The sequence below is a fragment of the Microcoleus sp. w2-18bC1 genome, from assembly GCF_036700365.1.
Classification (GTDB): domain Bacteria; phylum Cyanobacteriota; class Cyanobacteriia; order Cyanobacteriales; family Microcoleaceae; genus Microcoleus.
The window spans coordinates 40,191-63,743 of record NZ_JAUBOS010000016.1 but is presented as its reverse complement, the minus strand read 5'-3'; the positions used below and the strand labels follow the sequence as shown (position 1 = coordinate 63,743).

Annotated in this window: 15 protein-coding genes; 7 read left to right on the top strand and 8 right to left on the bottom strand. The window is 46.4% G+C overall.

Features of this window, described 5'->3' with window-relative positions; all coding sequences use genetic code 11:
• Positions 1-88 precede the first annotated feature (88 nt).
• A complete protein-coding gene (locus tag QT979_RS11930) occupies positions 89-2,299 on the bottom strand; it encodes a Tex family protein (RefSeq protein ID WP_333310103.1) in 2,211 nt (736 codons plus the stop codon).
• 162 nt (positions 2,300-2,461) lie between these two features.
• Between QT979_RS11930 and QT979_RS11925 the strand changes: the two genes are divergently transcribed.
• Positions 2,462-3,301, top strand: coding sequence for a Uma2 family endonuclease (locus QT979_RS11925; RefSeq protein WP_333310100.1), 840 nt, complete (start codon positions 2,462-2,464; stop codon positions 3,299-3,301).
• A 55-nt stretch (positions 3,302-3,356) separates the two neighbouring features.
• Here the strand turns inward: QT979_RS11925 and QT979_RS11920 are convergent, their stop codons facing one another.
• Together QT979_RS11920 and QT979_RS11915 are read right to left on the bottom strand one after the other, a co-directional pair.
• The gene (locus tag QT979_RS11920; protein WP_333211289.1) at positions 3,357-4,334 is read right to left on the bottom strand and encodes a class II fructose-bisphosphate aldolase; all 978 of its coding nucleotides are present in this window, start codon (positions 4,332-4,334) and stop codon (positions 3,357-3,359) included.
• A 294-nt stretch (positions 4,335-4,628) separates the two neighbouring features.
• Complete coding sequence (locus tag QT979_RS11915; RefSeq protein WP_333211291.1) at positions 4,629-5,363, bottom strand: phosphoadenylyl-sulfate reductase; 735 nt, start codon at positions 5,361-5,363, stop codon at positions 4,629-4,631.
• Between the two features lie 933 nt (positions 5,364-6,296).
• Here QT979_RS11915 and QT979_RS11910 point away from each other — a divergent pair.
• From QT979_RS11910 to QT979_RS11885, 6 genes are all read left to right on the top strand, one after another.
• Complete coding sequence (locus tag QT979_RS11910) at positions 6,297-6,662, top strand: response regulator (RefSeq protein ID WP_333211293.1); 366 nt, start codon at positions 6,297-6,299, stop codon at positions 6,660-6,662.
• Between the two features lie 253 nt (positions 6,663-6,915).
• Positions 6,916-7,419: a chemotaxis protein CheW gene (locus QT979_RS11905; protein ID WP_333080154.1), complete on the top strand. Its 504-nt coding sequence runs from the start codon at positions 6,916-6,918 to the stop codon at positions 7,417-7,419.
• 90 nt (positions 7,420-7,509) lie between these two features.
• A complete protein-coding gene (locus tag QT979_RS11900; protein WP_333310095.1) occupies positions 7,510-13,302 on the top strand; it encodes a PAS domain S-box protein in 5,793 nt (1,930 codons plus the stop codon).
• Between the two features lie 255 nt (positions 13,303-13,557).
• Positions 13,558-16,431: a hybrid sensor histidine kinase/response regulator gene (locus QT979_RS11895; RefSeq protein ID WP_333310093.1), complete on the top strand. Its 2,874-nt coding sequence runs from the start codon at positions 13,558-13,560 to the stop codon at positions 16,429-16,431.
• A gap of 344 nt (positions 16,432-16,775) precedes the next feature.
• Entirely contained in the window at positions 16,776-17,252 is a 477-nt protein-coding gene (locus tag QT979_RS11890; RefSeq protein ID WP_333310091.1) for a chemotaxis protein CheW, read from the top strand.
• Between the two features lie 66 nt (positions 17,253-17,318).
• Complete coding sequence (locus QT979_RS11885; RefSeq protein ID WP_333310088.1) at positions 17,319-18,059, top strand: pentapeptide repeat-containing protein; 741 nt, start codon at positions 17,319-17,321, stop codon at positions 18,057-18,059.
• A gap of 246 nt (positions 18,060-18,305) precedes the next feature.
• Here QT979_RS11885 and urtE read toward each other — a convergent pair whose 3' ends face one another.
• The 5 genes from urtE to QT979_RS11860 form a co-directional block, all read right to left on the bottom strand.
• Positions 18,306-19,004: an urea ABC transporter ATP-binding subunit UrtE gene (gene urtE, locus QT979_RS11880; RefSeq protein WP_333310085.1), complete on the bottom strand. Its 699-nt coding sequence runs from the start codon at positions 19,002-19,004 to the stop codon at positions 18,306-18,308.
• A gap of 144 nt (positions 19,005-19,148) precedes the next feature.
• Positions 19,149-19,895: an urea ABC transporter ATP-binding protein UrtD gene (urtD, locus tag QT979_RS11875; RefSeq protein ID WP_333310082.1), complete on the bottom strand. Its 747-nt coding sequence runs from the start codon at positions 19,893-19,895 to the stop codon at positions 19,149-19,151.
• A 128-nt stretch (positions 19,896-20,023) separates the two neighbouring features.
• Positions 20,024-20,752, bottom strand: a complete 729-nt coding sequence (locus QT979_RS11870; RefSeq protein WP_333211304.1) for a TIGR00266 family protein — start codon at positions 20,750-20,752, stop codon at positions 20,024-20,026.
• Between the two features lie 188 nt (positions 20,753-20,940).
• Positions 20,941-22,083 (bottom strand): urea ABC transporter permease subunit UrtC, encoded by a 1,143-nt coding sequence (urtC, locus tag QT979_RS11865; RefSeq protein ID WP_333310079.1) that lies wholly within the window; start codon positions 22,081-22,083, stop codon positions 20,941-20,943.
• Between the two features lie 27 nt (positions 22,084-22,110).
• Positions 22,111-23,265 (bottom strand): ABC transporter permease subunit, encoded by a 1,155-nt coding sequence (locus tag QT979_RS11860; RefSeq protein WP_333211309.1) that lies wholly within the window; start codon positions 23,263-23,265, stop codon positions 22,111-22,113.
• Between the last annotated feature and the right edge of the window lie 288 nt (positions 23,266-23,553).

The following is a 23,553-nucleotide window of genomic DNA, read 5'->3' as shown; positions in this document are numbered from 1 at the left end:
TCATTCCACGCATTTATGAGAGTTCCAGACTTTTGAAATACTCACCGCGCCTTCAGGCCGGTGAGTATTTCAGCTTTCCCCCAAAGTTTTAACGTCGGCGCGGGGCCGGAAGCCTCGCGCTATTGCCATTTTGCGGTTGCGGTTTTTCTTGCAGCTTCATTGTCAAACTAACCCGCTTTAACTTCTCATTCACCTCCAAAACCCGCACTTTCACAACTTGTCCGACTTTAACAATCTGTTTAGGGTCATCTACGAAGCGATCGGCTAATTGAGAAACGTGAACCAAACCATCTTGGTGTACTCCCACATCAACAAAGGCTCCAAAGTTAGCTACATTCGTGATTATGCCTTCTAATTCCATCCCAACTTGCAAATCGGAGATTTCTTTAATTCCTGCTTGGAAAGTGGCATATTTAAACTCGGCTCGCGGGTCTCTTCCCGGTTTTTCTAGTTCGGAAATAATGTCTCGGAGTGTTGGTTCTCCGACTTTTTCAGTGACATATTTCTTGATGTTTACAGTCTTGATTTTTTCCGATATTTGTGTTATTCCTGTCAGCGGCAAGTCTAAATCCTTGGCGATCGCCTGCACGACAGGATAACTTTCGGGATGAACTGCTGTATTGTCCAGGGGGTTTTCGCCGCCGCGAATGCGGAGAAACCCGGCTGCTTGTTCAAAAGCTTTTGGGCCGAGTTTGGGAACTTTCAGGAGTTGGCGGCGATTTTTAAATGCGCCGTTTTCGTTGCGGTAATTGACGATATTTTTAGCAACTGTTGCCGTCATTCCTGACACAAATGTCAGCAGTTCTTTGGACGCTGTGTTTAAGTCAACTCCGACATAATTAACGCAGCTTTCGACTGTTTCGTCGAGTTTCTTTTTGAGCAGTTTTTGGTCAACATCGTGCTGATATTGACCGACTCCTATTGATTTCGGGTCGATTTTCACGAGTTCGGCGAGGGGGTCTTGCAAACGTCGTCCGATGCTGACTGCGCCGCGAACGGTGATGTCGAGGTCGGGAAATTCGGCGATCGCCACTTCGCTTGCTGAATAAATCGATGCACCGGATTCATTCACCATGACTTTAATCGGTTTCCTGTCCATTTGGGCCAAAACTTCCGAAACAAATTCGTCTGTTTCGCGGGAAGCTGTACCGTTGCCGATCGCGATTAATTCAATTTTATATTTTTCAATTAAATGCTTGACAATTTTACCAGCTTGCTGTCGCTGAGCGGCCGCTTGGTGGGGGAAAATAGCTTGATATTCTAAAAATTGCCCGGTTTCATCGAGGGCGGAAACTTTACACCCCGTGCGAAATCCCGGATCGATCGCCAATGTGGGTTTCATTCCCGCCGGCGCCGACAGCAGCAACTCGCGGAGGTTGGTTTCAAAAGTGGCGATCGACTCGATATCAGCGACGGCTTTGTTGTGCGATCGTACTTCTGTAATTAACGAAGTCTTCATCAGTCGGTTGAAGGCATCCTTCAAAGTCGATCGATAAAACTCTTTAACTTCCGGTATCCTAGTTCTAATTTCCTGAGCTTCCAAATAAGCCATCACGGCGGATTCATCAAAAGCCAATTCCAAATCTAAAACCCCTTCCGTTTCCCCGCGAAACAGCGCTAACATATTGTGCGACTGAACGCTTCTCGCTGCCACTTGATAATTGCGGTACATTTCAAATTTAGTGCTTCCTTCCGGGAAATCATCTTTAATTTTCGAGACAAAAACTCCTGTTTTCATCAAAAACTCTCGCAAATAAGCCCGCAATTCGGCTTTTTCCGAAACCGCTTCCGCCAAAATATCCGCAGCACCTTTGAGAGCTTCTTCTGCTGTCTTCACTCCCTTTTCTTCCGAAATATATTTAGCAGCTTCCGCCTCCAAATCTGCTGGTTTAGCCGTCGGTAAATTCAGAGTTTTGATAAAATTCGCCAGCGGCTCCAAACCTTTTTCCCTAGCAATTGTCGCTCGCGTCCGCCGCTTGGGTTTGTAAGGCAGATAAAGGTCTTCGAGTTCGTTTTTTTGCAAGCACGATTCGATTTTAGCTTGCAGTTCTTCTGTGAGTTTTCCCTGAGAGCTAATCGTCTCTAAAATCGACTTTTTGCGGTCTTCAATTTCCGTCAGATAGGTGAAGCGATCGGAGATGTCCCGCAACTGAATTTCATTCAGCAAATCCGTGCGTTCTTTGCGGTAGCGGGCAATAAACGGAATAGTTGCTCCCTCGGCGAAAAGTTCCAGAGCATTATTGACTTGAGACAAATTGATGGAAAGTTCTTGAGCAATCAGTTGAGGAATGTCGATCATAGTGCAGAATTTCGGATCAGTCGATTTGAGATTTAAGAGGTGAGATTGACTTCACGGAAAAGAGGAAGAAAAGTTTGAAATAAACGTTTTACAGGGTGTTGGCGCTCGTCCTGCAAGTATTAAAATGATGTTAGCATAAATGCAGTCATTTCTCAATATTATATGTTTCCTTTTAAATATCCTGTGCCGCAAACCGATCCGCCGCGATCGCCCCGAGAAACGCTGCCGACGATGTACGATTTACCCAGCGAAGACCCGGAGGAACCTGGTTTGCCTGACGAATTTCACGATTTACAGCCACAGTTGTTGAGCCTGACGTTTCGATCTCGGAATTATCCGGCTTCTGAGATATTTAGCGGCACCGACATGAACCTTTATTATGACGTGCATCACACTCTGTGGCACAAGCGACCGGATTGGTTTGGAGTTGTGGGAGTTCCCCGACTTTACGATCGATCCGAACTGCGGATGAGTTATGTTACTTGGCAGGAAGGCGTGAATCCTTTTGTAATTGTAGAACTGCTTTCGCCGGGAACGGAAAAAGAAGATTTAGGCGACAATACCGATGAAGAAAATTTGCCACCTCAGTCGGGAAACACTGCGGGTAACGGGCAAGTTTTGGAGGACGAGACGAAGGAGGAACCGCCGAGAAAATGGGAGGTTTACGAGCAAATTTTGCGGGTTCCTATTTATGCAGTTTTCAGCCGCTATACTAACAAATTGCGAGTGTTTGAATTGAAGGGCGGACACTATCAAGAATTAGAATTGCCCGAGTCGCGAGTGTGGATTGCTGACCTAAATTTGGGCTTGGGTTTGTGGCAAGGAGAGTTTCAGGGAATCGATCGACTGTGGTTGCGCTGGTATGATGTTGATGGTAATTGGATTCTCACTGAAGCGGAACAGCAACGGCAGCGGGCTGAGTCAGCGGAAGCTCAATTACAGTCTTTAATTCGGCGGCTGCGGGAATCTGGCATCGATCCTGATAAATTGTTAAACGGTTAAAGAGGACTAAAGTCCTGACTAAAAAGTGGTTCGCCGTCAGGACGTTAGTTTTTTTTTACTTCAACATAAGACTGAAGGCCTCACTATAGGCAGGCTTTAACATTTGATCAAAACTTGATTGGTTGCGGCTTATTTCTTTGTTGCTGGTACTCTGGTCAGTCAAGTCATCCGCGTAGGGAGATTGATGCAAATAAGCTTTACCGACAGAACCGAAAAGTTGCAGTTTGTCAGAAATGACCGATTGCATAGCAGCGATAGCTTTTTCCATTATTTCCAACAAATCCGGATGTGGCTCAGAAATGTTACTTTTTAACACGTCCATATAAGCTTCGCGAACTTCCGTATTCACATTAAATTTAGATACTCCGAATTTAATACATTGATGAATCATTGAGTTCGGCAAACCGCTCGCCCCGTGCATCACTAACGGCACTGAAACAGCAGCCCGGATTTTTGCCAGACGCGAAAAATCGAGTTTGGGTTGGCTTAAATATTTGCCGTGAACGTTACCAATTGTTACGGCTAAAAAATCCACCTTAGTTTCTTTGATAAAGTCTACTGCTGCTACTGGATCTGTCATCCTTGTGGCTTTCTCATCGATTGTCAAACCTTCTTCCCTGCCACTAATTCTGCCGATTTCTGCTTCAACTGCCGCACCGTTAGCGTGGGATAATTTAGTCATTTCCCGGGTAAATATTAAGTTTTGTTCGTAGGGCAAAGGAGAACCGTCTGCCATAATTGATTTAATGCCGGCGGCTAGACCGACGTGAATATCTTTTTCTGAGGTGCCGTGATCTAAGTGTACTGCGATCGGTACTAAAGATGTGCGGGCAGCTTTGATGCACAGCGCGACTAAAGGCGACTTTCCGTATAGGAGGGCGCTGGGGTGAATTTGCAGTATCGCAGGACTGTCCAGCGCTTCGGCCGCATTGATGACGGCTTTTACTCCTTCGAGGTTGTAGACGTTAAAAGCGCCGATCGCATAAGCCTTTCTCCGGGCCGTGTTCAGCAATTCGCGAGTTGAGACAAGCATAATAGTACCTGCTTTAAAAACTTTTCTGAATGTTGATCATTCTATCAAAGTTCAAGGGCAGGCTCAGCGTAATTTCTGTTTATTTTAATTGCGAATCCTTCCGCTACTATTTATTCTGACTATCGATTATTTTATCAAAGTTCAAGGGCAAGCTCAGCGTAACTTTTGTTTATTTTAATTGCGAATTCTTCCGCTACTATTTATGTTGTGAAGTGCATTTATTCTTGGGTAGGGTGCGCTAGGCGCACCAAACAAATAGTAGGGTGCGCTAGGTGCACCCCACTAAGTGATTTACTATTTTTGGGCGTTACCTGCGTGCAAACCGCACTCTTTTACGGTCGCTTCTTCCCACCACCAGCGACCTTCGCGTTCGTGTTGGTTCGGCAATACCGGCTTTGTACAAGGTTCGCAACCAATACTTACAAAACCGCGTTCGTGCAACTTGTTGTAAGGCACATCCAAAGCGCGAATGTATTCCCAAACCTCTGCCGAAGACCAGTTTGCTAAGGGGTTGAATTTAATTAATTCATGGTCAGGAGTTGAGAATGCAGTGTCAACTTCAATAACCGGAATACCGTTGCGGGTACTGGGACTTTGGTCTTTCCGCTGACCGGTAATCCAAGCATCAAGAGTATTCAATTTGCGGCGCAGCGGCTTGACTTTCCGGACGCCACAGCATTCTTTGTGACCGTCTTGATAAAAACTAAACAATCCCTTTTCTTCTACTAGGGCTTGTACTTCGGCTGCATCGGGAAACATTACTTCTAATTTAATGCCGTAATGTTTTCTGACTTGATCCAAAAACTGATAAGTTTCCGAGTGCAATCGTCCGGTGTCTAGGGTGAAAACGCGGAAATTTTTGGTAATTTTTGAGGCAATATCGATCAGAACTACATCTTCAGCCCCGCTGAAAGAAATGGAGATATTGTCAAAATTTTCTAGGGCAAATTTGAGAATGTCTCGCGGTGTTTTTTGACTGTATTCTGATTCTAGGGCGGCAATGTTGAGATTTCTTTGGATGGCAACCATATTTTCGGGTTTTCGGTGTTCTTTTCCTCTAGCCCTTTATTATAGCCGATCGCCGTCTCTCCCTCGCCGACTAATTTGACAATCAAGCAATGTCGTCCGGGGCTCCCGGATTCATCCGTGAAGCGAGGAAAAAGCTCCGACTGCTCATCACCGGCCCCCAGATTTATCAGCGCGAGCACTTTCTTCAAATCTAAAATCTAAAATCTAAAATCTAAAATCGATTGACCGCATCTTTCCGCAGTCTTTTCGGCGGGGTTCACAATCAAGCTCAAGGATTGATATCGCCTGCTGGCAGTAGTTTTGGTGAACTCAACACTCCTCTACTGGGTCAAATGGGACTATCGCGCGGTCAATTTATTTTGCCTCCAAATTATAAAGCACAGACAATAAAATTCTTTAAATGTCATTGTTACCCTCCTAAAATTAAGCTTGTATTATTAATTACAAAATAGCGCTAGCTCAGAAATATAGCGCTGTATATTAAGTGAACAAAGTTTCTCTCACTGCCATAACTTCCCCCGTCATAGCTACTTTTGAGTGACCGTTATTGGCACTAATTAAATCAATTAGCTAGCATTATTTAGGCAATAAAATTAACTAGATAGTTGGGAACAAATTTCAAAAATATACGTAGAAAATATCGCTTCAGTACCCCAAGCGCTCCTTCTACTAAGAGTTGTTGGTTTCAACACAGCGAATCACCAAAAATTAATTACTAATTGCCGATTAATTTATTCAGAGCTATTCCGTTAGCAAAGTAAATTTTTATCGCTTTTTATCGCTTACAGCTAACCTTCAGCCATACGATCGGCTATATTGTATTTAGAAGTACATTAATTTGTCCGCAAAGCGGTATAGTCCCATCGCCGCCGGTGGCGCCAGCTTCTGAATAAACGTAGTCCGCTGTCAGTAACAGCAAGGAAGTGTGGAATTATGTCAAAAATTTTAGTAGTGGACGACGTAAAGAGCGAACTAGAAATCATCTGTCGCATTCTTCAAGATGCCGGATTGGATGTGATGCGGGCAGGTGACGGCGAAGAAGCGATCGCCATGATCCGCAAAACTCCTCCGGCTTTGGTCGTTTTAGATGTAGTGATGCCACGAATGAATGGGTTTGAAGTGATCAGAGAATTGCGGGGCGATCGCACAACTGCCAAATTGCCCGTAGTATTTTGTACTCATAAAAACACAGAGATCGATAAAGCTTGGGGAACTGATTTAGGGGCCGATGCTTACGTCAGCAAACCCTTTGAACCTCAGCAACTCGTCCACATAGTGCAGCGTCTGCTTTCGGCGTAAACAAAATATAAATTCATCGACCGCTTCCCAAAAAACATTATACAGATAAACCCCGTTTTTTTAATAGACAGGGTTTTTGAACCACATAAAAGTTTATGTTTAATGATAAAAACCTGCTTATTTTACGCCACCGTGATTTATTTAACGGGTACATTTGAGCCACCCAAACTGATGGTGAAAAATTTGATGGGCGATCGGCTTTAGGGTCGCAAAACTCTAATTGGTAAGCTACACTATAAACTAAAAATAAGCCATGAAAATAACGGCTCCCCCCGCTGGGGGGAATCAGACAAGTGCAACAAAGCAATTTCTCTTGTTCGGTCAAGGAGGCAGTCTGTTCGGCATAGAATTAGATGCAGTGCGGGAAGTCCTTTCACTCAAGGAACAACCCATTTCCCTGGTTCCCAATACCCAGCCATTTTTGCTGGGATTAACCAACTTGCGGGGCGAAATCTTAGCAGCAGCAGACTTTGGACTGTTTGTCGGTATTGAGTCTGTTGACACCTACCACCCAAACAGCCGCATCTTAGTGGTAGAAGCGCCCGATCCACGAGACGTGAGATTGTTGTCGAAAATGCGCCTGGGATTAGCCGTCTCCCGCGTCGAAGGAGTTTTACCTCTCAATCCCGATCGCATTGTCTCAGCACTAGATGTCAGTCCCGACCTAGCTCCATTCTTAAAAGGTCTGTACAATTCCGAAGGACGCTTGCTAATGATTGTCGATGTAGAAGCGATCGCCCATTCCGAACGCTGGTAAAAATCCGCCATACACATAAGTCTGCAACGGCTTTGCATCTATAAATTTAACTAACGATCGCCCGCATCCGATTTGCCAATCCTTAATCTTATGATGAAACTTCTCTATACTTGGCTCGCAACAACTTTCACCCTGACATTGCCTGACTTGTCCCCATCGCTGGTATCTGGGGCGGCTAATGTCATTATTTCTGGATGTTACTTTGCCATCGCTTGGCTAATTAGCTTAAGTTTGTGGCGAAACCGTCAATTCGGGTTCGACATCTTCGCCACAGTCACAGCAGGCATATTTTGGACTTGCGCTTTCGGCCACAGCGGCCACGCCGCCGAATACCTAGGACTGCCGCACTCTCCGGTGGTGCAAACTGTGTTTGATTGGATCACTGTCATTGCGGCGATCGCTTTTTTGAGTTTGTCCAACCGCTACGGCTTCTTAGTAGGTTCCACCCGTATCCTTAACGCTAAAAAAGAAACAGAACAAGCGCTGAGCGAAACTACCCAGCGATTTCACGCAATCTTCGACCAAGCTTTTCAAGCGATCGCATTATTGGATGCAGACGGTACTCTGCTCGAAGCCAATCAGACAGCGCTAAAATTGGGCGATTTCCCAGCATCAGAAGTGCTGGGCATGAAATTTTGGCTGACACCAGGCTGGGCATCATCCCCAACTAACCAGCAGCGCCTAAAAACGAACATTCAACAAGTTTCGGTCGGGAATTTTGTCCGGGAAGAATACGAAATCACCGGAGCTAACAACCAGGTAACAGTAATTGACTTGTCGTTTAAGCCGCTGTTAAATGCAACAGGAGAAGTATTTCAAATACTCGCAGAAGGCCGGGAGATTACCAAGCGTAAACAAGCCGAAGCCGCCTTGCAGCAGCTAAGCGCAGAACTAGAGCAGCGAGTGAATGAAAGAACCGAGCAGATACTGCAAACTAACGCACAATTGGAACAGGAAATTCTCGATCGCACCGCAGCTCAAGAGCAATTAAAAGCCTCAGAACAATTCTTAAACAACATCCTCAACAGCATCCCCGACCCGCTTTACGTCAAAGACCAACAGCACCGCTGGATAACATTAAATGATGCCTTTTGTCAATATATAGGTCACAGCAGAGAAGAACTAATTGGGAAATGCTACGACCAGTTTTTGCCCAAAGAGGAAGCAGAGAAATATCGAGAAAAAGACGAATTAGTTTTCTTGACAAATACCAGCACTGAAGTCCAAAAAACCATCCAAGATCCAGCAGGAAACACCCGCTTTCTCTCCGCCAAAAAATCTATTTTTGTAGATACCGACGGCAGGAAATTTCTCGTTTCCGCGATGAGAGATATCACCAAGCGCGTGCAAATGGAAGAACAACTGCGGCACACACTCGCAGAAGCACAAAGCTCCCAAAGCTTGCTGCGGACAGTCATTGACGCTACGCCAGACTGCATCTTTGTCAAAGATAGAAACTCGCGCTATACCCTAGTCAATGCAGGTTTCGCCGCCGCCTTCGGCAAAACTCAAGCAGAAATTATTGGCAAAGACGACGCAGAAATCGGCATATCGGTCGATCAAATCTTCGCCAACTTCCACGCCGAAACCGATTCCCAAAACCAAATCCAAAACTTCCGGGCAGACAAGCACCTCGCGCCCGGTTCCAACGACTTAGGCACCTTAGCCGACGGCAAAGTACACACCTTCGACACCCAGAAATTGCCCCTCAAAGATGCAGAAGGCAACATTTTAGGAATGCTCGGCTTCGCGCGCGACATCACACAGCGCCGGAAATCTGAACAAGAACTCTTGCGGTTCAAAGCAATTTTAGAAACCACAACAGACTGGGTAGGCATAGCCGACACCCAACAGCGCACCATTTATCTCAACCGCGCCGCCAGAGAAATGTTGGGAGTTGGCTCTGACGCAGATTTAACCCGAATCAACATTTCTGACCTGACATCCCCCAAAAGTATCGACACTATTGTGAACGTCGGCATCCCCGCAGCTTGCCGGGACGGGGCGTGGAGTGGCGAGACAGTTTGGCAGAGTTTAGACGGCGAAGAAATACCAGTTTCTCAAGTAATTATTGCCCACAAATCCGAGAATTCAGAAGTTGAATTTCTCTCAACGATCGCCCGCAACATTACAGAACGTAAGCGCGCAGAAGAAGTATTGCAGCAGAACTTGCAAATGCTCGACCTTGCCAGCGACGCCTTGATCGTTCGCGATATAGACGGCACGATTAATTATTGGAGTCAGGGAGCCGAACGGATGTACGGCTGGACAAAAAAAGCAGCCTTGGGAAAAGTCACCCATACTCTATTGCACACCATTTTTCCCCAGCCTCTAACAGCAATTTCGGCACAGTTAGAAGATCAAGATTATTGGGAAGGAGAAGTAATTCACACCACAAATCATGATACCAAAATTACCGTATTTAGTCGCTGGAATTTGCAGCGGGACGAAAAGGGTAAACCCAAAGCCATTTTAGAAACTAACAACGACATTACGGGTCGAAAGCAAGCCGAAATTGAAAAACAAAGATTGATTTCCATCGTAGAAAGCAGCTCGGATTTTATCGGCACGGCAACCCTGGATGGAGAGGCAACATACCTGAATCCCGCTGGAATGGAATTAGTAGGATTGCCAAATATTGAAGAAGTCAAAAATAAAAGTGTTTATGAGTTCTTCTGTGCAGAAGATGTTAAGTTTTTCCAAGAAGAAATCCTGCCGCCTACTGTGCGAGACGGTTTTTGGCAGGGTGAATTCCGCTTGAGGAACTTTCAAACTGGCGAAAACATTCCGGTTGACTTCACCATATTTACCGTCAAAAACCCAGAAACCGGCGAGCCTATCGGGTTGGCAACAGTTACTCGCGACATCAGCGATCGCAAACGTGCAGAAGAGATGCTGCGCGATCGCGAAAGACTATTCCGAGCCATTTTTGACCAATCTTTCCAATTCATAGGTCTGCTAAAACCGGACGGCACCGTTTTGGAAGCCAACCAAACAGCCTTGGCCGCAGCAGGCTTGCAGAGCGAAGAAATAATAGGCACTCCGTTTTCCGAAACCCTGTGGTGGCAGATTTCCCCACAAACCAAGCAACAGATACGAGAAGCGATCGTCTCTGCCGCCGCCGGCGAGGTAGTCCGTTACGAAGTGGATGTGCTAGTTGCCAACGGTGCAGTAGCGACCGTTGACTTCTCCATCAAACCCATCACAGACGACAGTGGCAAAGTCTTGATGCTAATTCCAGAAGGCCGCGACATCACTGATCGCAAAGCCCTAGAACGAGAATTAGTTTTGCGTCAAACCCGCTTTGACGCATTTTTCACAGCCGCCCCCACCTCAATGTGTATTTTTGACGAGCAGTTGCGCTTCGTGCAAGTCAACGAGAAATTAGCGGCAACCACCGGCGTCTCAGTTGCCGAACACTTCGGTAAGACGGTGAGGGAAGTTATACCCGAAATGAGCGATACCCAAGTGCCGATGTTGCAGCAGATTCTCGCCACCAACCAACCGTTGTTAAACGTTGAGGTATCGGGATCATTCTTCAACGAACCGGGCGTCCTGCGAGATTGGCTGGCGTCATACTTTCCTTTGCCCGGCCCTGACGGCAAACCCATCGGTATCGGGGCTGTGGCGATCGAAATTACCGATCGCAAAAAAGCAGAAGAAGAGCGCGATCGATTTTTTACCCTTTCCCTAGACTTGATTTGTATTATAAGTTTTGAAGGCAAATTCAAGCGCATCAATCCCTCTTGGGAAAACACGCTCGGCTATAAGGCGCATGAACTTGAAGACAACTATTATATCGATTTAGTCCATCCAGACGATCGCGAATCAACCCGAGAACAAGCGGAAAAAGTAGCCAGCGGCGCCGAATTAAAGTCTTATGAAAATCGCTACCGCTGCAAAGACGGTTCCTACAGGTGGCTGTCGTGGAAAGTGCGACCGGAAACCGAACAACAGCTCATGTATGCAGTCGCTCGCGACGTTACCGAAAGCAAACAGGCGATGGTGCAACTGGAAAAAACAACTGCCCAATTAGCCAGTTCCGAAGACCAATTTCGCCAGCAAAGCAATCTCTTGCAACTGCTAATAGACAGCATTGGCGACGGCATAATTGCTGCCGACGAAAAAGGCAATTTTGTTTTGTTCAACCCCGCCGCCGAAGATATGTTTGGCATGGGTGCGACAGATGCTATTCTCAACGAATGGTCGGCAAGATACGGTTTATTCTTGCCCGATACGGTAACTCCCTTTCCCCCAGCCGACATACCTTTAGCGCGCACGGTTCGAGGAGAAGCCGTTGACGACGTAGACCTTTTCACCCGCCACGCAGGCAAGCCAGAGGGCCTGTGGGTGAAAATTAACGGTCGGCCGCTCAAAGACGAAACGGGGGCGCTTAAAGGCGGCGTAGTCGTTTGCCGCAACGTCACCGAACAAAGAGCATCCCAGCAGCAAATGCAGCAGTTGGCAGAGGCACAGGAACGCTTGCTGCAAGAACTCAAAACTCGGCAAAATGCCCTAGACGAATCGGCGATCGTCAGCGAAACTGATGTTCAAGGCATGATTACTTACGTCAACGACAGATTCATTGAAATCTCCGGTTACAGTATGGGAGAACTCCTGCACCGCAACCACCGCCTCGTCAATTCCGGCTACCATCCCCAATCATTTTTTGAAGAAATGTGGGCGACACTTTCTCGTGGTTTGGTGTGGCAAGGGGAAATCAAAAACCGACGCAAAGATGGCTCGTTTTACTGGGTAGATTCGACGATCTCCCCCATTTTTGATACCAGTGGCAAAATAGTCAAATATATCGCCATTCGCTTTGACATCACCGAGCGCAAAGAAGCAGAAGAACGACTAGGAAAATTGGCAGCAGAACGTAAAGCTGAAGCTGATTCTCTGACGCAACAAGTCCTTAAATTGTTGGGAGAAATTAAAGGCGCGGCTCAAGGCGACTTGACAGTCAGGGCGGAAGTGACTAACGACGTTTTAGGTGCTGTCGCCGACTCTTTCAACTTCTTAATCGGTTCTCTGCGAAAAGTGGTAACGGGAATTCAAACTTTAGCCGAACAGGTAACATCGGCCACCGACGAGTCAATTAACAATACCAGTCAACTCACCCAACAGGCGGAAATTCAAGCAGCAAAAATATCTGCCATCATGCGCGAAATCGAGCGGATTGTGAATTCGATCCGCGACGTGCGAGATGTTTCGGTGCGCGCCGAAACAGTCGCCCAGCAGTCTTCTCAAACGGCTGAAGTCGGCGGTATGGCGGTCGATCGAGCTGTTGAAGGTATTAACGGGCTTCGGTTGACGATCGCCTCTACCTCGAAAATGATGAAGCGTTTGGGCGAATCTTCGCAGCAAATTGGCAAAATTGTGACTTCGATTTCTCAACTTGCTTCGCAAACTAATTTATTAGCTCTGAATGCTACTATTGAGGCGGCGCGAGCCGGCGAACAAGGTTTAGGCTTTGCAGTTGTTGCCGAAGAAGTGCGGAAATTAGCAGAAAGATCCGCCGGCGCTACTGAGGAAATCTCCGAAATTGTCGGTACAATTCAAGAAGAAATCAGTCGCGTGATGAAGGCAATGGAATCGGGGACGCTGGAGGTAGTGGAAGGCACTAAGCTGGCAAGCGAAGCTAAAACTCACCTCAATGCCATCATCGAAGTTAGTCGAGAAATGAATGCTTTGGTGCAGAATATTACTAGCGCATCTGCCAAGCAAACCGTTTCGGCTGAGGGAATTGCTAACAGTATGCAGCAAGTCAACGAGATTGCTAATACGACTGCACAAAAAGGTGCTGATGTCAAAGCATCTTTGGACGAGCTGTCTGGTTCTCTGGGCCAATTGCAAAAGTCGGTGGCGAATTTCCGTAGTTAGTTCAGTTGACTGTTAACAGTTGACAGTTGACAGTTGACAGTTGACAGTTATACGAATCACTAATAACTATCGTTGTCGGGGCGGGTTGACAAATATCCTGAATGCGAATTTATAGATAATCGTGAACCAACCCTGACAACAATTACAGTTAAATAACGGCACATATTATATATAAACTGCCAACAGACAACAAACAACAGTTAACTGTCAACAGACAACAGTTAACTGTCAACAGACAACAGACAACAAACTAATATGAATGATGACGATTTAAACGAATTAATAGATGCTTTTACCGCAGAATGCGAAGAGTTTCTCCAGTCAATGGAGACGAATCTGCTGGCGATGGAAGCTGCGGGTTTGAAAGAGCGACAAGCGGCAGTTAAAGAAATGTTTCGGGCGGCTCACTCGATTAAAGGTGCGGGTTCGATGTTGGGCTTTCAAAACGTATCGGCGGCGGCTCACACGCTGGAGGACTGTTTTGTCATTTTGCGCGATCGCACAGACTTGTCAGCCCTGGAACCGACTACTGTGAGTGTTTTGCTGCAAGGGGTGGATGCTCTCAAAAAGATTACGATCGAATCAGTTCAACACTCCGATGTCACAACTCCGGATCAAACGGAAAACTTGGAGGCGATCGCCCAAATTTTCGATCAGTTCCAGGCCAAGTACGGCAAGTCAGAACAGTCGCCAGTCCCCGCAGCCAGCCAATCGCCCGCCCCCGACACCCTGAAACTGATTTTTGAACAGCAAGTGCCGGCACTCTTCAATCGCCTAGAAACCGAGCTTTCCCAAGCTTCCGAGGCAGATTTGGCAACAAGCGTCACCGCCCTCAAGCAGGTTTACTACCAACTCTCCGGTTTGGCTGGAATGCTGCAATTGCCGGATTTTGCGAAAGTCGCTGCAGCCCTCAGCGCTTTGATCGACTCTCCTGACTTGACTCTACAACGGTTGCAATCCGAGGGTTGGGCGATCGCCCAAAACTTGCAAACCGCACGCCAACAAATATTGGAAGGAAGGGCGATCGACATCCCCGAAATCTCCCCCTCCCCGACTCCCCCCGACTCCCCGACTCCCCCGGAAATCTCCCCCTCCCCGACTCCCCCCGACTCCCCCCGACTCCCCGACTTCCCGACTCCCCCGGAAATCTCCCCATCCCCATCCCCAACTGTCCCCCCCTCTCCGACTCTCCCAGTCGCCAACCCGCAAAGGCCGACAATCCGGGTAGACTTAGAACGCTTAACTGAATTGGTGAATCTAGTCGGGGAATTAGTCATCAACCGTACAAATTTAGAACTTCAAGAATCCGAACTGCGCGGCGAAGTCAAGCGCATCCGCCGCAATATCGTAGATTTGAACCAATTCGGCGGTCAGTTGCGAGAAGAATACGACAGACTGAGCTTTGCAGAGTGGAGAGGGGGAAACGGGAACTCTGGATTGGTAAAACTTGCAGCAGCAGAACCAGAATTGCCCATGATTGCTAACGGCAAATCCTCTCCGGTTCATGCTCACTTCGATATCTTAGAGATGGATCGTTATACAGAGTTCCACTCGACAGCCGCCGAAGTCATCGAAACTGCCCAAGCAATTTCTCACTCCGCCACCAAATTAGACACCTTAGCCATGAAATTCGAGCGCAGTACCGACCAACTGCGCCGCATTACCGAACAACTACGCAGTCGCGTCATGCAGTTGCGAGTCGTGAGTTTCAGTCGCGCCGTCGATCACTTGCCCAGAGCTCTGCGGGAGATGTGCCTCACATACGATAAAGATGTCAACCTGCTGCTAGTGGGAAGAGATACCAAAATTGACGAAAGTTTGCTCGACGCTTTGCGCGACCCCTTAATACACTTAGTGAGAAACGCTTTCGACCACGGCATCGAAATGCCCGAAGTTCGGAAAGCAAGCGGCAAGCCGGCCAGCGGTCAAATTGAAATAGAAGCCCGCCACCAAGGCGGCCAAACTATTATTACTGTCGCCGATGACGGCAAAGGCATTGACCCGGAAATGATTCGCCGTAAAGTTGTAACAAAGGGTTTGGCTACGGAGGAACAAGCTCAAGAATTTTCCATTGCCGAACTCTACGATTTTCTGTTTTGGCCGGGTTTCAGCACTACAGAAGGGGTCAGCGACCTTTCGGGGCGGGGAGTCGGACTCGACGTGGTGCGAACAAATTTGCGGACTGTGCGGGGGACTGTGAAGGTAGACTCTCGCCTGGGAAAAGGTACGAGTTTTATCATTAAACTGCCACTGCTGCTGTCGATTACTGATGCTTTGATGGTCAAGACCGATCACAATAAAATAGCAGTGCCACTGGATGCAGTCGAAGAAATTCTGCACATTAAAGCCTCGGAAGTTCACATCGCAGGCAATCAGCCGATGCTGTGGTGGCGGGAGGAATTTATTCGTTTGGTGAGAATGCAAGATTTGCTCGAATACAGCGTCGTCGGGCCGGATGCCCCCTCTCCTGACCCTTTAAGCCTAGACGAAATTCCTGTCCTGGTTTTGGCTTCTACCGAAGGAATGCTGGCCGTGGCCGTGGAACGGCTGATCGGTCAGCAGGAAATTGTGGTTAAACCTTTGCCACCGCCTCTATCCAAGCCTCGCGGCGTTTTGGGGACTACGATTTTGGGGGACGGGCGCGTGGTGAATATTCTGGATGTGGATGATTTGGTGGGTCAACCTGTGGTAAATAGTTCGATCGCCGCTGTCTCCGGTAAAGTGCAGGAGACGCCGGCGAGTTCGAGTCAGTCACCGCAGATTTTGGTAGTGGATGATTCCTATACAATTCGCCAGTTGCTGTCTATGACGCTGACTCGTGCTCGCTACCGGGTGGTACAGGCTAAAGACGGTGTGGATGCCCTGGAAAAGTTGCAAAATGGTCTTGATTGCAGTTTGGCGATCGTGGATATTGAAATGCCCCGGATGGATGGATTTGAATTGTTGCGATCGATCAGATCGACTGAGCGGTTTGCTAAGATTCCTGTAGCCATGCTGACATCCCGTAGCGGGGCAAAACATCGGCAAATGGCAATGGAATTAGGCGCAAATCAATACTTCACCAAACCTTACAGCGAAGCCCAACTTTTACAAGCTATCCCCAAATTAATCCACCACTCAATAATTTAATCCACAATCTCAAATTTCCCATCAAATAATCCCTAATCTCAAACAAAACTTAGGCAAAAAATAATTCCACCCGCGAATTATAGTGCGAAGCTACGCAGCCGAATCACCTACTAAAATCCAATAATCTTCAATTTAAAATCTAATATCTATTCCGGTTGTATCGGAATGATTTAACCGCAGAGGACGCAGAGGATACAGAGAAAGGGAAGAGAGAGATGACTAATTCAGATCCCAAGGGAGTAGTTGATCTAAAATCAATAATCTTCAATCTAAAATCAAATAATCCTCAATCTAAAATCAAATAATCCTCAATCTAAAATCTAAAATCTAAAATCTAAAATCGAATGACTCACGCCAACTACAATCGCCGCTTTCGGAGCAAGAAACAAGCCACTGTTAGAATTGCCCCTAAAAAATTTGTTTCCTTTGAACTTGGAAATATTTACTATGCTGTTCCTATTGAACGAGTGGAGCGCATTGTTAAAAACTTTAATGCCTACGGCACTTTACCTAACGGTAATAGTTTACTGCGGCATCAAGAAGAACTGATTACCATAATTAATTTATCCAAAATATTTCCCAGCAGTCCGAGCATGGCTGAGTGCAAATACCTGATTATTTGTACCTTAAATAAAAGCGATCGGTTGGGGATTCCCCTTCCTGATATGCCAAAAATTTTGGAAATTACCGAAGAAAGCTTCTGCGAGATTCCCGAATTGTACCGTCAACAGCAACTGCCTCCGGTAATAGAAAAGTTAATTCGCGCACCTGATGGTTCCGAAGTTTTTTATCTGAATTTTGATCTATTTAGCGAAATGTAGGGGGTTCACTTTTCGAGGTATCATACCATATAAATGGTATTTTTGCAAACAAAAAGTTATAGATTTATGAAAAAACTCACAATCATGTCGATCGCCCTAGTAATTTTTGCAGCAACTCTCGATTTGCCGAAGGTGGGGCTGCAACTAAGTGCGATCGGGCAAATAGAAACACCCCAACCAATCCCAACACCCCAACCAATCCCAACACCCCAATCAATCCCAACACCCCAACCAATCCCAACACCCCAACCACAAACACCCCAACAAATCCAAACACCCCAACAAATCCAAACACCCCCAATACAAACACCCCAACCAAAACCAGCCGACCCCAAAAACCTCGGCTATGTCTCCCCAGAATTTGCCGAAAATTTCTCCCAGCAACAAATCGACCAAATCAACGCCAATGTCGAAATGCTGCTGCTAACTCAAAGCTGCTCGCGCTGCGACCTCCGAGCCGTAAAATTAGTTAACATTAACTTAAAAAATCCCATCCTTACAGGAGCAGATTTATCAGATGCCAACCTCAGCGGTAGTCGCTTCGAGATATCAGATTTTGTCAACACCAATCTAGCTCGCACAAACTTAAGCGGAGCCGAATTAGTAGGAGCGAGAATCAGCAACGCTAACCTCAGAAAAGCCAACTTGACCAAGACAAATCTAGACGGTGCAGACTTGCGATTTTCCGACTTGAGAGATGCCAATCTTTCCGATGCCAACCTCCGCAATGCTAATATAGATGGCGCTAGTATCGATCGAGCAAGTATGGCCGGCACCACAATGCCCGACGGCAGGAAAAATCAATAATATAGCAGAAGGAAGAAGGAAGAAGGAAGAAGGAATATACCTCGTTTTTTGAGCGCTTGAAATCGCTTCTTCTCAAACAAAGCCCGGATGGTGCGCGGACTGAATACAAGTTTTTTGATTCCTTGTTCCCAGGCTCTGCCTGGGAATAAATATCTAGAGGCTCTGCCTCGTTTCCCTCTTCCTTCTTCCTTCTCCCTTCCATCCGTTACATCCGTTACAGAATCAGTTGCCGAACTTCCTTCTGAATCAAACAGCCAAAAACCTCTGAATCACCTCATCACTTAACTCGCTAGTGCTTCCAGAAGCCACAATTCCGCCTTTTTGCATAGCATAATACCAGTCAGCTTGTCGCACAAAATGCAAATGTTGCTCCACCAACAAAACAGAAATTCCCCTAGTCGCAACCACACGGCGCACAGCCGCTTCAATATCTAAAATAATCGATGGTTGAATCCCTTCCGTAGGCTCATCCAAAACCAGCAACTGCGGCTCACCCATCAAAGCCCTAGCAATAGCTAACTGCTGCTGCTGTCCCCCGCTCAAATCACCTCCCAGGCGATCGAGCATAGTTTTCAAAACAGGAAATAAATCAAAAATTTCATCAGGAACTTCAGGATTTTTGATTTTGGTTAGTTTCGCTTCCAAACCTAACAATAAATTTTCTTTTACCGTCAAACGTGGAATAATTTCACGCCCTTGAGGCACATAACCAATGCCTAATCTAGCCCGCTGGTGAGTCAACTTAGAAGCAATAGATTCTCCGCCAAAAGCAATAGTGCCACTTCGCGGTTGCAGCAACCCCATAATCGTTTTTAGCATCGTAGTTTTGCCCACACCATTGCGGCCGATCAAGCAAACCATTTGCCCCGCCCTGACGCTTAAATCGACATCGCGCAAAATGTGACTTTCGCCGTAGTAAACATTCAAATTAGAAACTTGTAGCATATTCTTTGGATTGGTAATGAATAATTGGTAATTGGCAATCGGTAATCGGAAACAGTCAACTAACAAATGAGTAATGACCCATGACTAATGACTAATGACTAATGACTAATGACTAATGACTAATGACTAATGACTAATGACTTCTTACTCTTCTGGTTTGCCCAAATATACCTCAATTACCCGATCGTCATTTTGCACCTCATCCATAGTTCCCTCACACAAAACCGCACCCTGATGCAACACCGTCACCTGCCGCGCAATTTGCCGCACAAACTCCATATCGTGTTCAATTACCAACACCGAATGACTTTCGGCGAGCGAAATTAGCAACTCTCCAGTTAACATCGTTTCCTCATCCGTCAAACCCGCCACAGGTTCATCTACCAACAACAAATCAGGAGATTGAGCCACCAACATTCCAATTTCCAACCATTGCTTTTCCCCGTGAGAAAGCAAACCCGCCGAAATATCAGCTTTAGCAACTAAACCAATTGTTTCTAACAAACCCGCAACCGTGCGTTTTTCAGCAGCCGAAGCAGGCTTGAACAAAGTCGAAAAAACATTTTTATGGCGGCTGCAAGACAATTCCAAATTTTCGCGTGGCGTTAAATTCAAGTAAACTCGCGGCGTCTGAAACTTGCGGCCAATTCCCAAGCGCGAAATCCTATCTTCCGACAACTTGCGTAAATTTTGTCCCTTAAATAATACCCTGCCGTCTGTCGGCTGCACCTTCCCGGTAATTGAATCGAGAAAAGTCGTTTTCCCCGCACCATTGGGCCCAATGATAACTCGCAGTTCGCCCGCATCCATGCTGAAATTTAAACCGTTGATAGCTTTAAAACCATCAAAACTCACAGTCAAGTTTTCTATTTCTAATACTTTTCCATTCATAATTAACTATTCACTCACTAATAAGAAACAACGCATACCTCTTGTAGGTTACGAAGGCAAATATCCTCCCTTATCAAGGAGATTTTTTCCCTTTGCTGACACCATCCTTACTACTTTTTGCTGGCAGTTTACTGTAAACTAAAACTGCTAGAACTGCTCGACATTGGAGGTGGAGCGGCTGCTAAAATGCGTTCAGCTAACTTCGAGAGTGGCAAACTTTGCACATATACTTTACCAGGCCCAGTCATCTTTGCCAAAAACAAGCCTTCACCTCCAAATAAAGCATTTTTAAACCCGCCAACAAACTGAATATCGTAATCTACACTCGCTGCAAAAGCTACTAAACACCCGGTGTCTACTCGCAACACTTCGCCAACTCCCAAATTTTTCTCAACTATTGTTCCTCCCGCATGAACAAAAGCTAGCCCGTCACCCTGCAATTTTTGCAGAATAAAACCTTCTCCGCCAAAGAAACCCGCACCGAGTCGCTTCGTGAAAGCTACCTCAATTTCAATGCCGTTGGCCGCACAGAGAAATGAGTCTTTTTGACACAAAAATTTACCACCAAGTTGGGCTAAATCTAGGGGAATTACTTTACCCGGATAGGGGGCGGCAAAAGCGACGCGGGCCTTGCGATTTCCGGCGTTGACAAAGGTGGTAATGAAAAAACCCGCTCCTGTGAGCATTCGTTTGAAACCTTGAAATAAGCCGCCGCCTGTGGATGTTTGCATTTGGATGTCGCCTTCCATGTATGTCATGGTTCCAGCTTCAGCCCTGACGCCTTCTTTGGGGTCAAGTTCAATCTCGATGAGTTGCAAATCGTCGCCGTAGATTTTGTAGTCAATAATATCTGCCATATGTTGCCCCTCAAGTTAAAGAACGAAGCTACTTGCTACGAATATCTAAGTAGGTACATATATATTACGTTTCCTCAGACAGATATAAACGCAGCGTTTGTCAAGTCTATTGCGATTGCTTTGTTTGTCTGTTGTAGGTGAAATTTATTTATGTCAGCCTACTTATAAATTACACGATATTTTGGCACTCAATGTTCAAGTTCTTCTTTTTCGAGCTGCACTTGGGGGTCTTGTTCCAGGCTGGGGTAAGTAGATACGTACTTCGGTTTTCTGAACAAGCTGCGGATTTGGTCGAAACTCTGATCTTGCAGCCATCCGACTATGCCGTCGGGCAGGACTGTTACTACTATTAAAAATAGCGCGCCTTGGAAAAATAGCCACACTTCGGGAAATTGTTCGCTTAAGAAACTTTTGCCAAAGTTGACTAGCAGTGTTCCCAATATTGCTCCAGATAATGTGGCGCGACCTCCCACTGCAACCCAGATTACCATTTCAATTGAAAAGGCAATATCCATTGCTTTTGGCGAAATGATTCCGGTTTGTACGGTAAATAATGCGCCTGCAATCCCGGCTAAACCGGCGGAAATTGCAAAGACTAAAACTTTGTAGCCTGTGGGATTGTAACCTGAGAAACGCAGGCGCACTTCGTCGTCGCGAATTGCTACTAACAGGCGACCGAAACGCCCGCTGGTTAGCCATCGACACAGGGCGTAAGTTGCTGCTAGAAAGAGTATGGTGAGAATGTAGAAAATATATTGAGTATCTCGGTCATTTACTGTGGCCCCGAACAAGGTTTTAAAGTCTGTGAGTCCGTTGGTGCCGTTAATCAGTTTTTGCTGACCGTTAAAGAAGTTGAAAAATACAATGGTTGCTGCTTGGGTAAGAATTGAAAAGTAAACGCCTCGAATTCGATTGCGGAATACTAAATAACCTAAAAGTGCGCCCAAGATAGCGGGGATGAGAACTACTGCTAATGCTGAAAAAGGACATGAATAAAATGGTTGCCAAAACCAGGGGAGTTCGGTAACGCCGTAGAGGTTCATAAATTCTGGCAATTGACTGCTGGCGGTTGAGGGAATTTGCAGTTTTAGGTGCATGGCGAAAGCGTAACCGCCGATCGCAAAAAACACCCCATGCCCTAAACTAAGTAAACCCGTGTATCCCCAAATTAAGTCTATGCCGAGGGCGGCAATTGCTAGTGCTAAAAATCGCCCTAATTGATTGAGCCGAACGTCTGGGAGTATTCCTGGGAGGAGTAAGATGAATGTGAGGGCGATCGCGCTGACAATTGCCGCTTCTTTTAGCCAGGGTTTTTGATGTGTTTTCTGCATTTTTCGCTACACTCGGAGTTGTAATTTTTAATTTTCTACCGTCCGCCCTTTTTGCGGGAAAATCCCTCCCGGCTTCACTTGCAGAAAAGCCATAATTAAGGCGAATACCATTACTTTTGCCATGCTGGTTGTGGCGAAAAATGTGAAGAAGTCGGCTAAAGGCTTGATAGGAGCGAACATTAATGCTAAGGTTCCCGAACCGATCAGGTAATTCGCAGTGCCGATCGCCATCGCAGCAACGACACTCCCCACAATCTTGCCTACACCGCCCACAACCACCACCATAAAGGTATCGACTATATAATTTTGTCCGGTATTTGACCCTACCGAACCAATCAAACTAATCGCACACCCAGCGACACCAGCCAACCCCGAACCCAAAGCAAAAGTCAGCGCGTCTACTTGTTCGGTAGGAATTCCCAAACACGCACTCATGCTGCGATTTTGTGTCACGGATCTAATCCGCAATCCCCACACAGACTTTTGCAAAAATAGGTAAATTCCCGCCAAACAAATTCCTGTCAGCACAATAATAAAAATTCTGGCGTAGGGCAACTGAAAATTGCCCAGCGGTATGCCACCCCGCAACCATTGCGGTGCAGTTACGTCCACATTTTGAGCGCCAAACCAAGGTTTAGTTACTGCCAGTTTATAAGTTTGCCCTAAAAAAGCGCTCACCGCCCAGGAAATACCCAAAGATAAAGGCAAAATTAGGGCAATAATTTGGCTGCGAATGCGATCGAAATCCATGCGAGATTTCAGCACCCGCAAACCGCCAAAAAACAGCAAACAAAACACCGCAATCCCAATTACCATCACCCAACTAACGCTGCGGACAAACTGCTGCAAAATTAAACTTACGCCCCAAGTTGCCAGCAGAGTTTCTAGCGGTCGCCCGTAAAGATAGCGAATCACTCCGCGTTCGAGAATTAATCCTACTAATGCAGCTACTAAAAAAGCTAGGGGAATTGCAAATAAAATATAGGTTTCAAAAGCAAATCCTCCGATTCCTTTGAAGACATTTTGCACTACGAAAGTTGTATAAGCCCCCAGCATCATCAACTCGCCATGAGCCATATTAATCACGCCCATCAGCCCGAAAATAATCGCTAATCCCAGGGCTGCAATTAGTAAAACAGCGCCGATGCTAATGCCGTTAAATAAACCATCTAATATCGCCACTTTTGTTACTCCTGCATCAAGTCCGTCAACTTTGTTCGCGGATAATTAGGGGCGGATTTTATCCAATTGGTGTCAACTTAGAACTAAAACCCTCTGTATATTTCGCTTGTAGCCGAGTCTCGATCCCCCTAAATCCCCCTTAATAAGGGGGACTTTGAAGAGTCCAGTTCGCCCTTATTAAGGGAGTAGGGATTGACGAAAGAATGCTCTTACTCCCCCCTTATTAAGGGGGGCCGGGGGGATCTCCGGGTTTAAAGACATACCCTAGGAGAATCGAGGATACGTTAC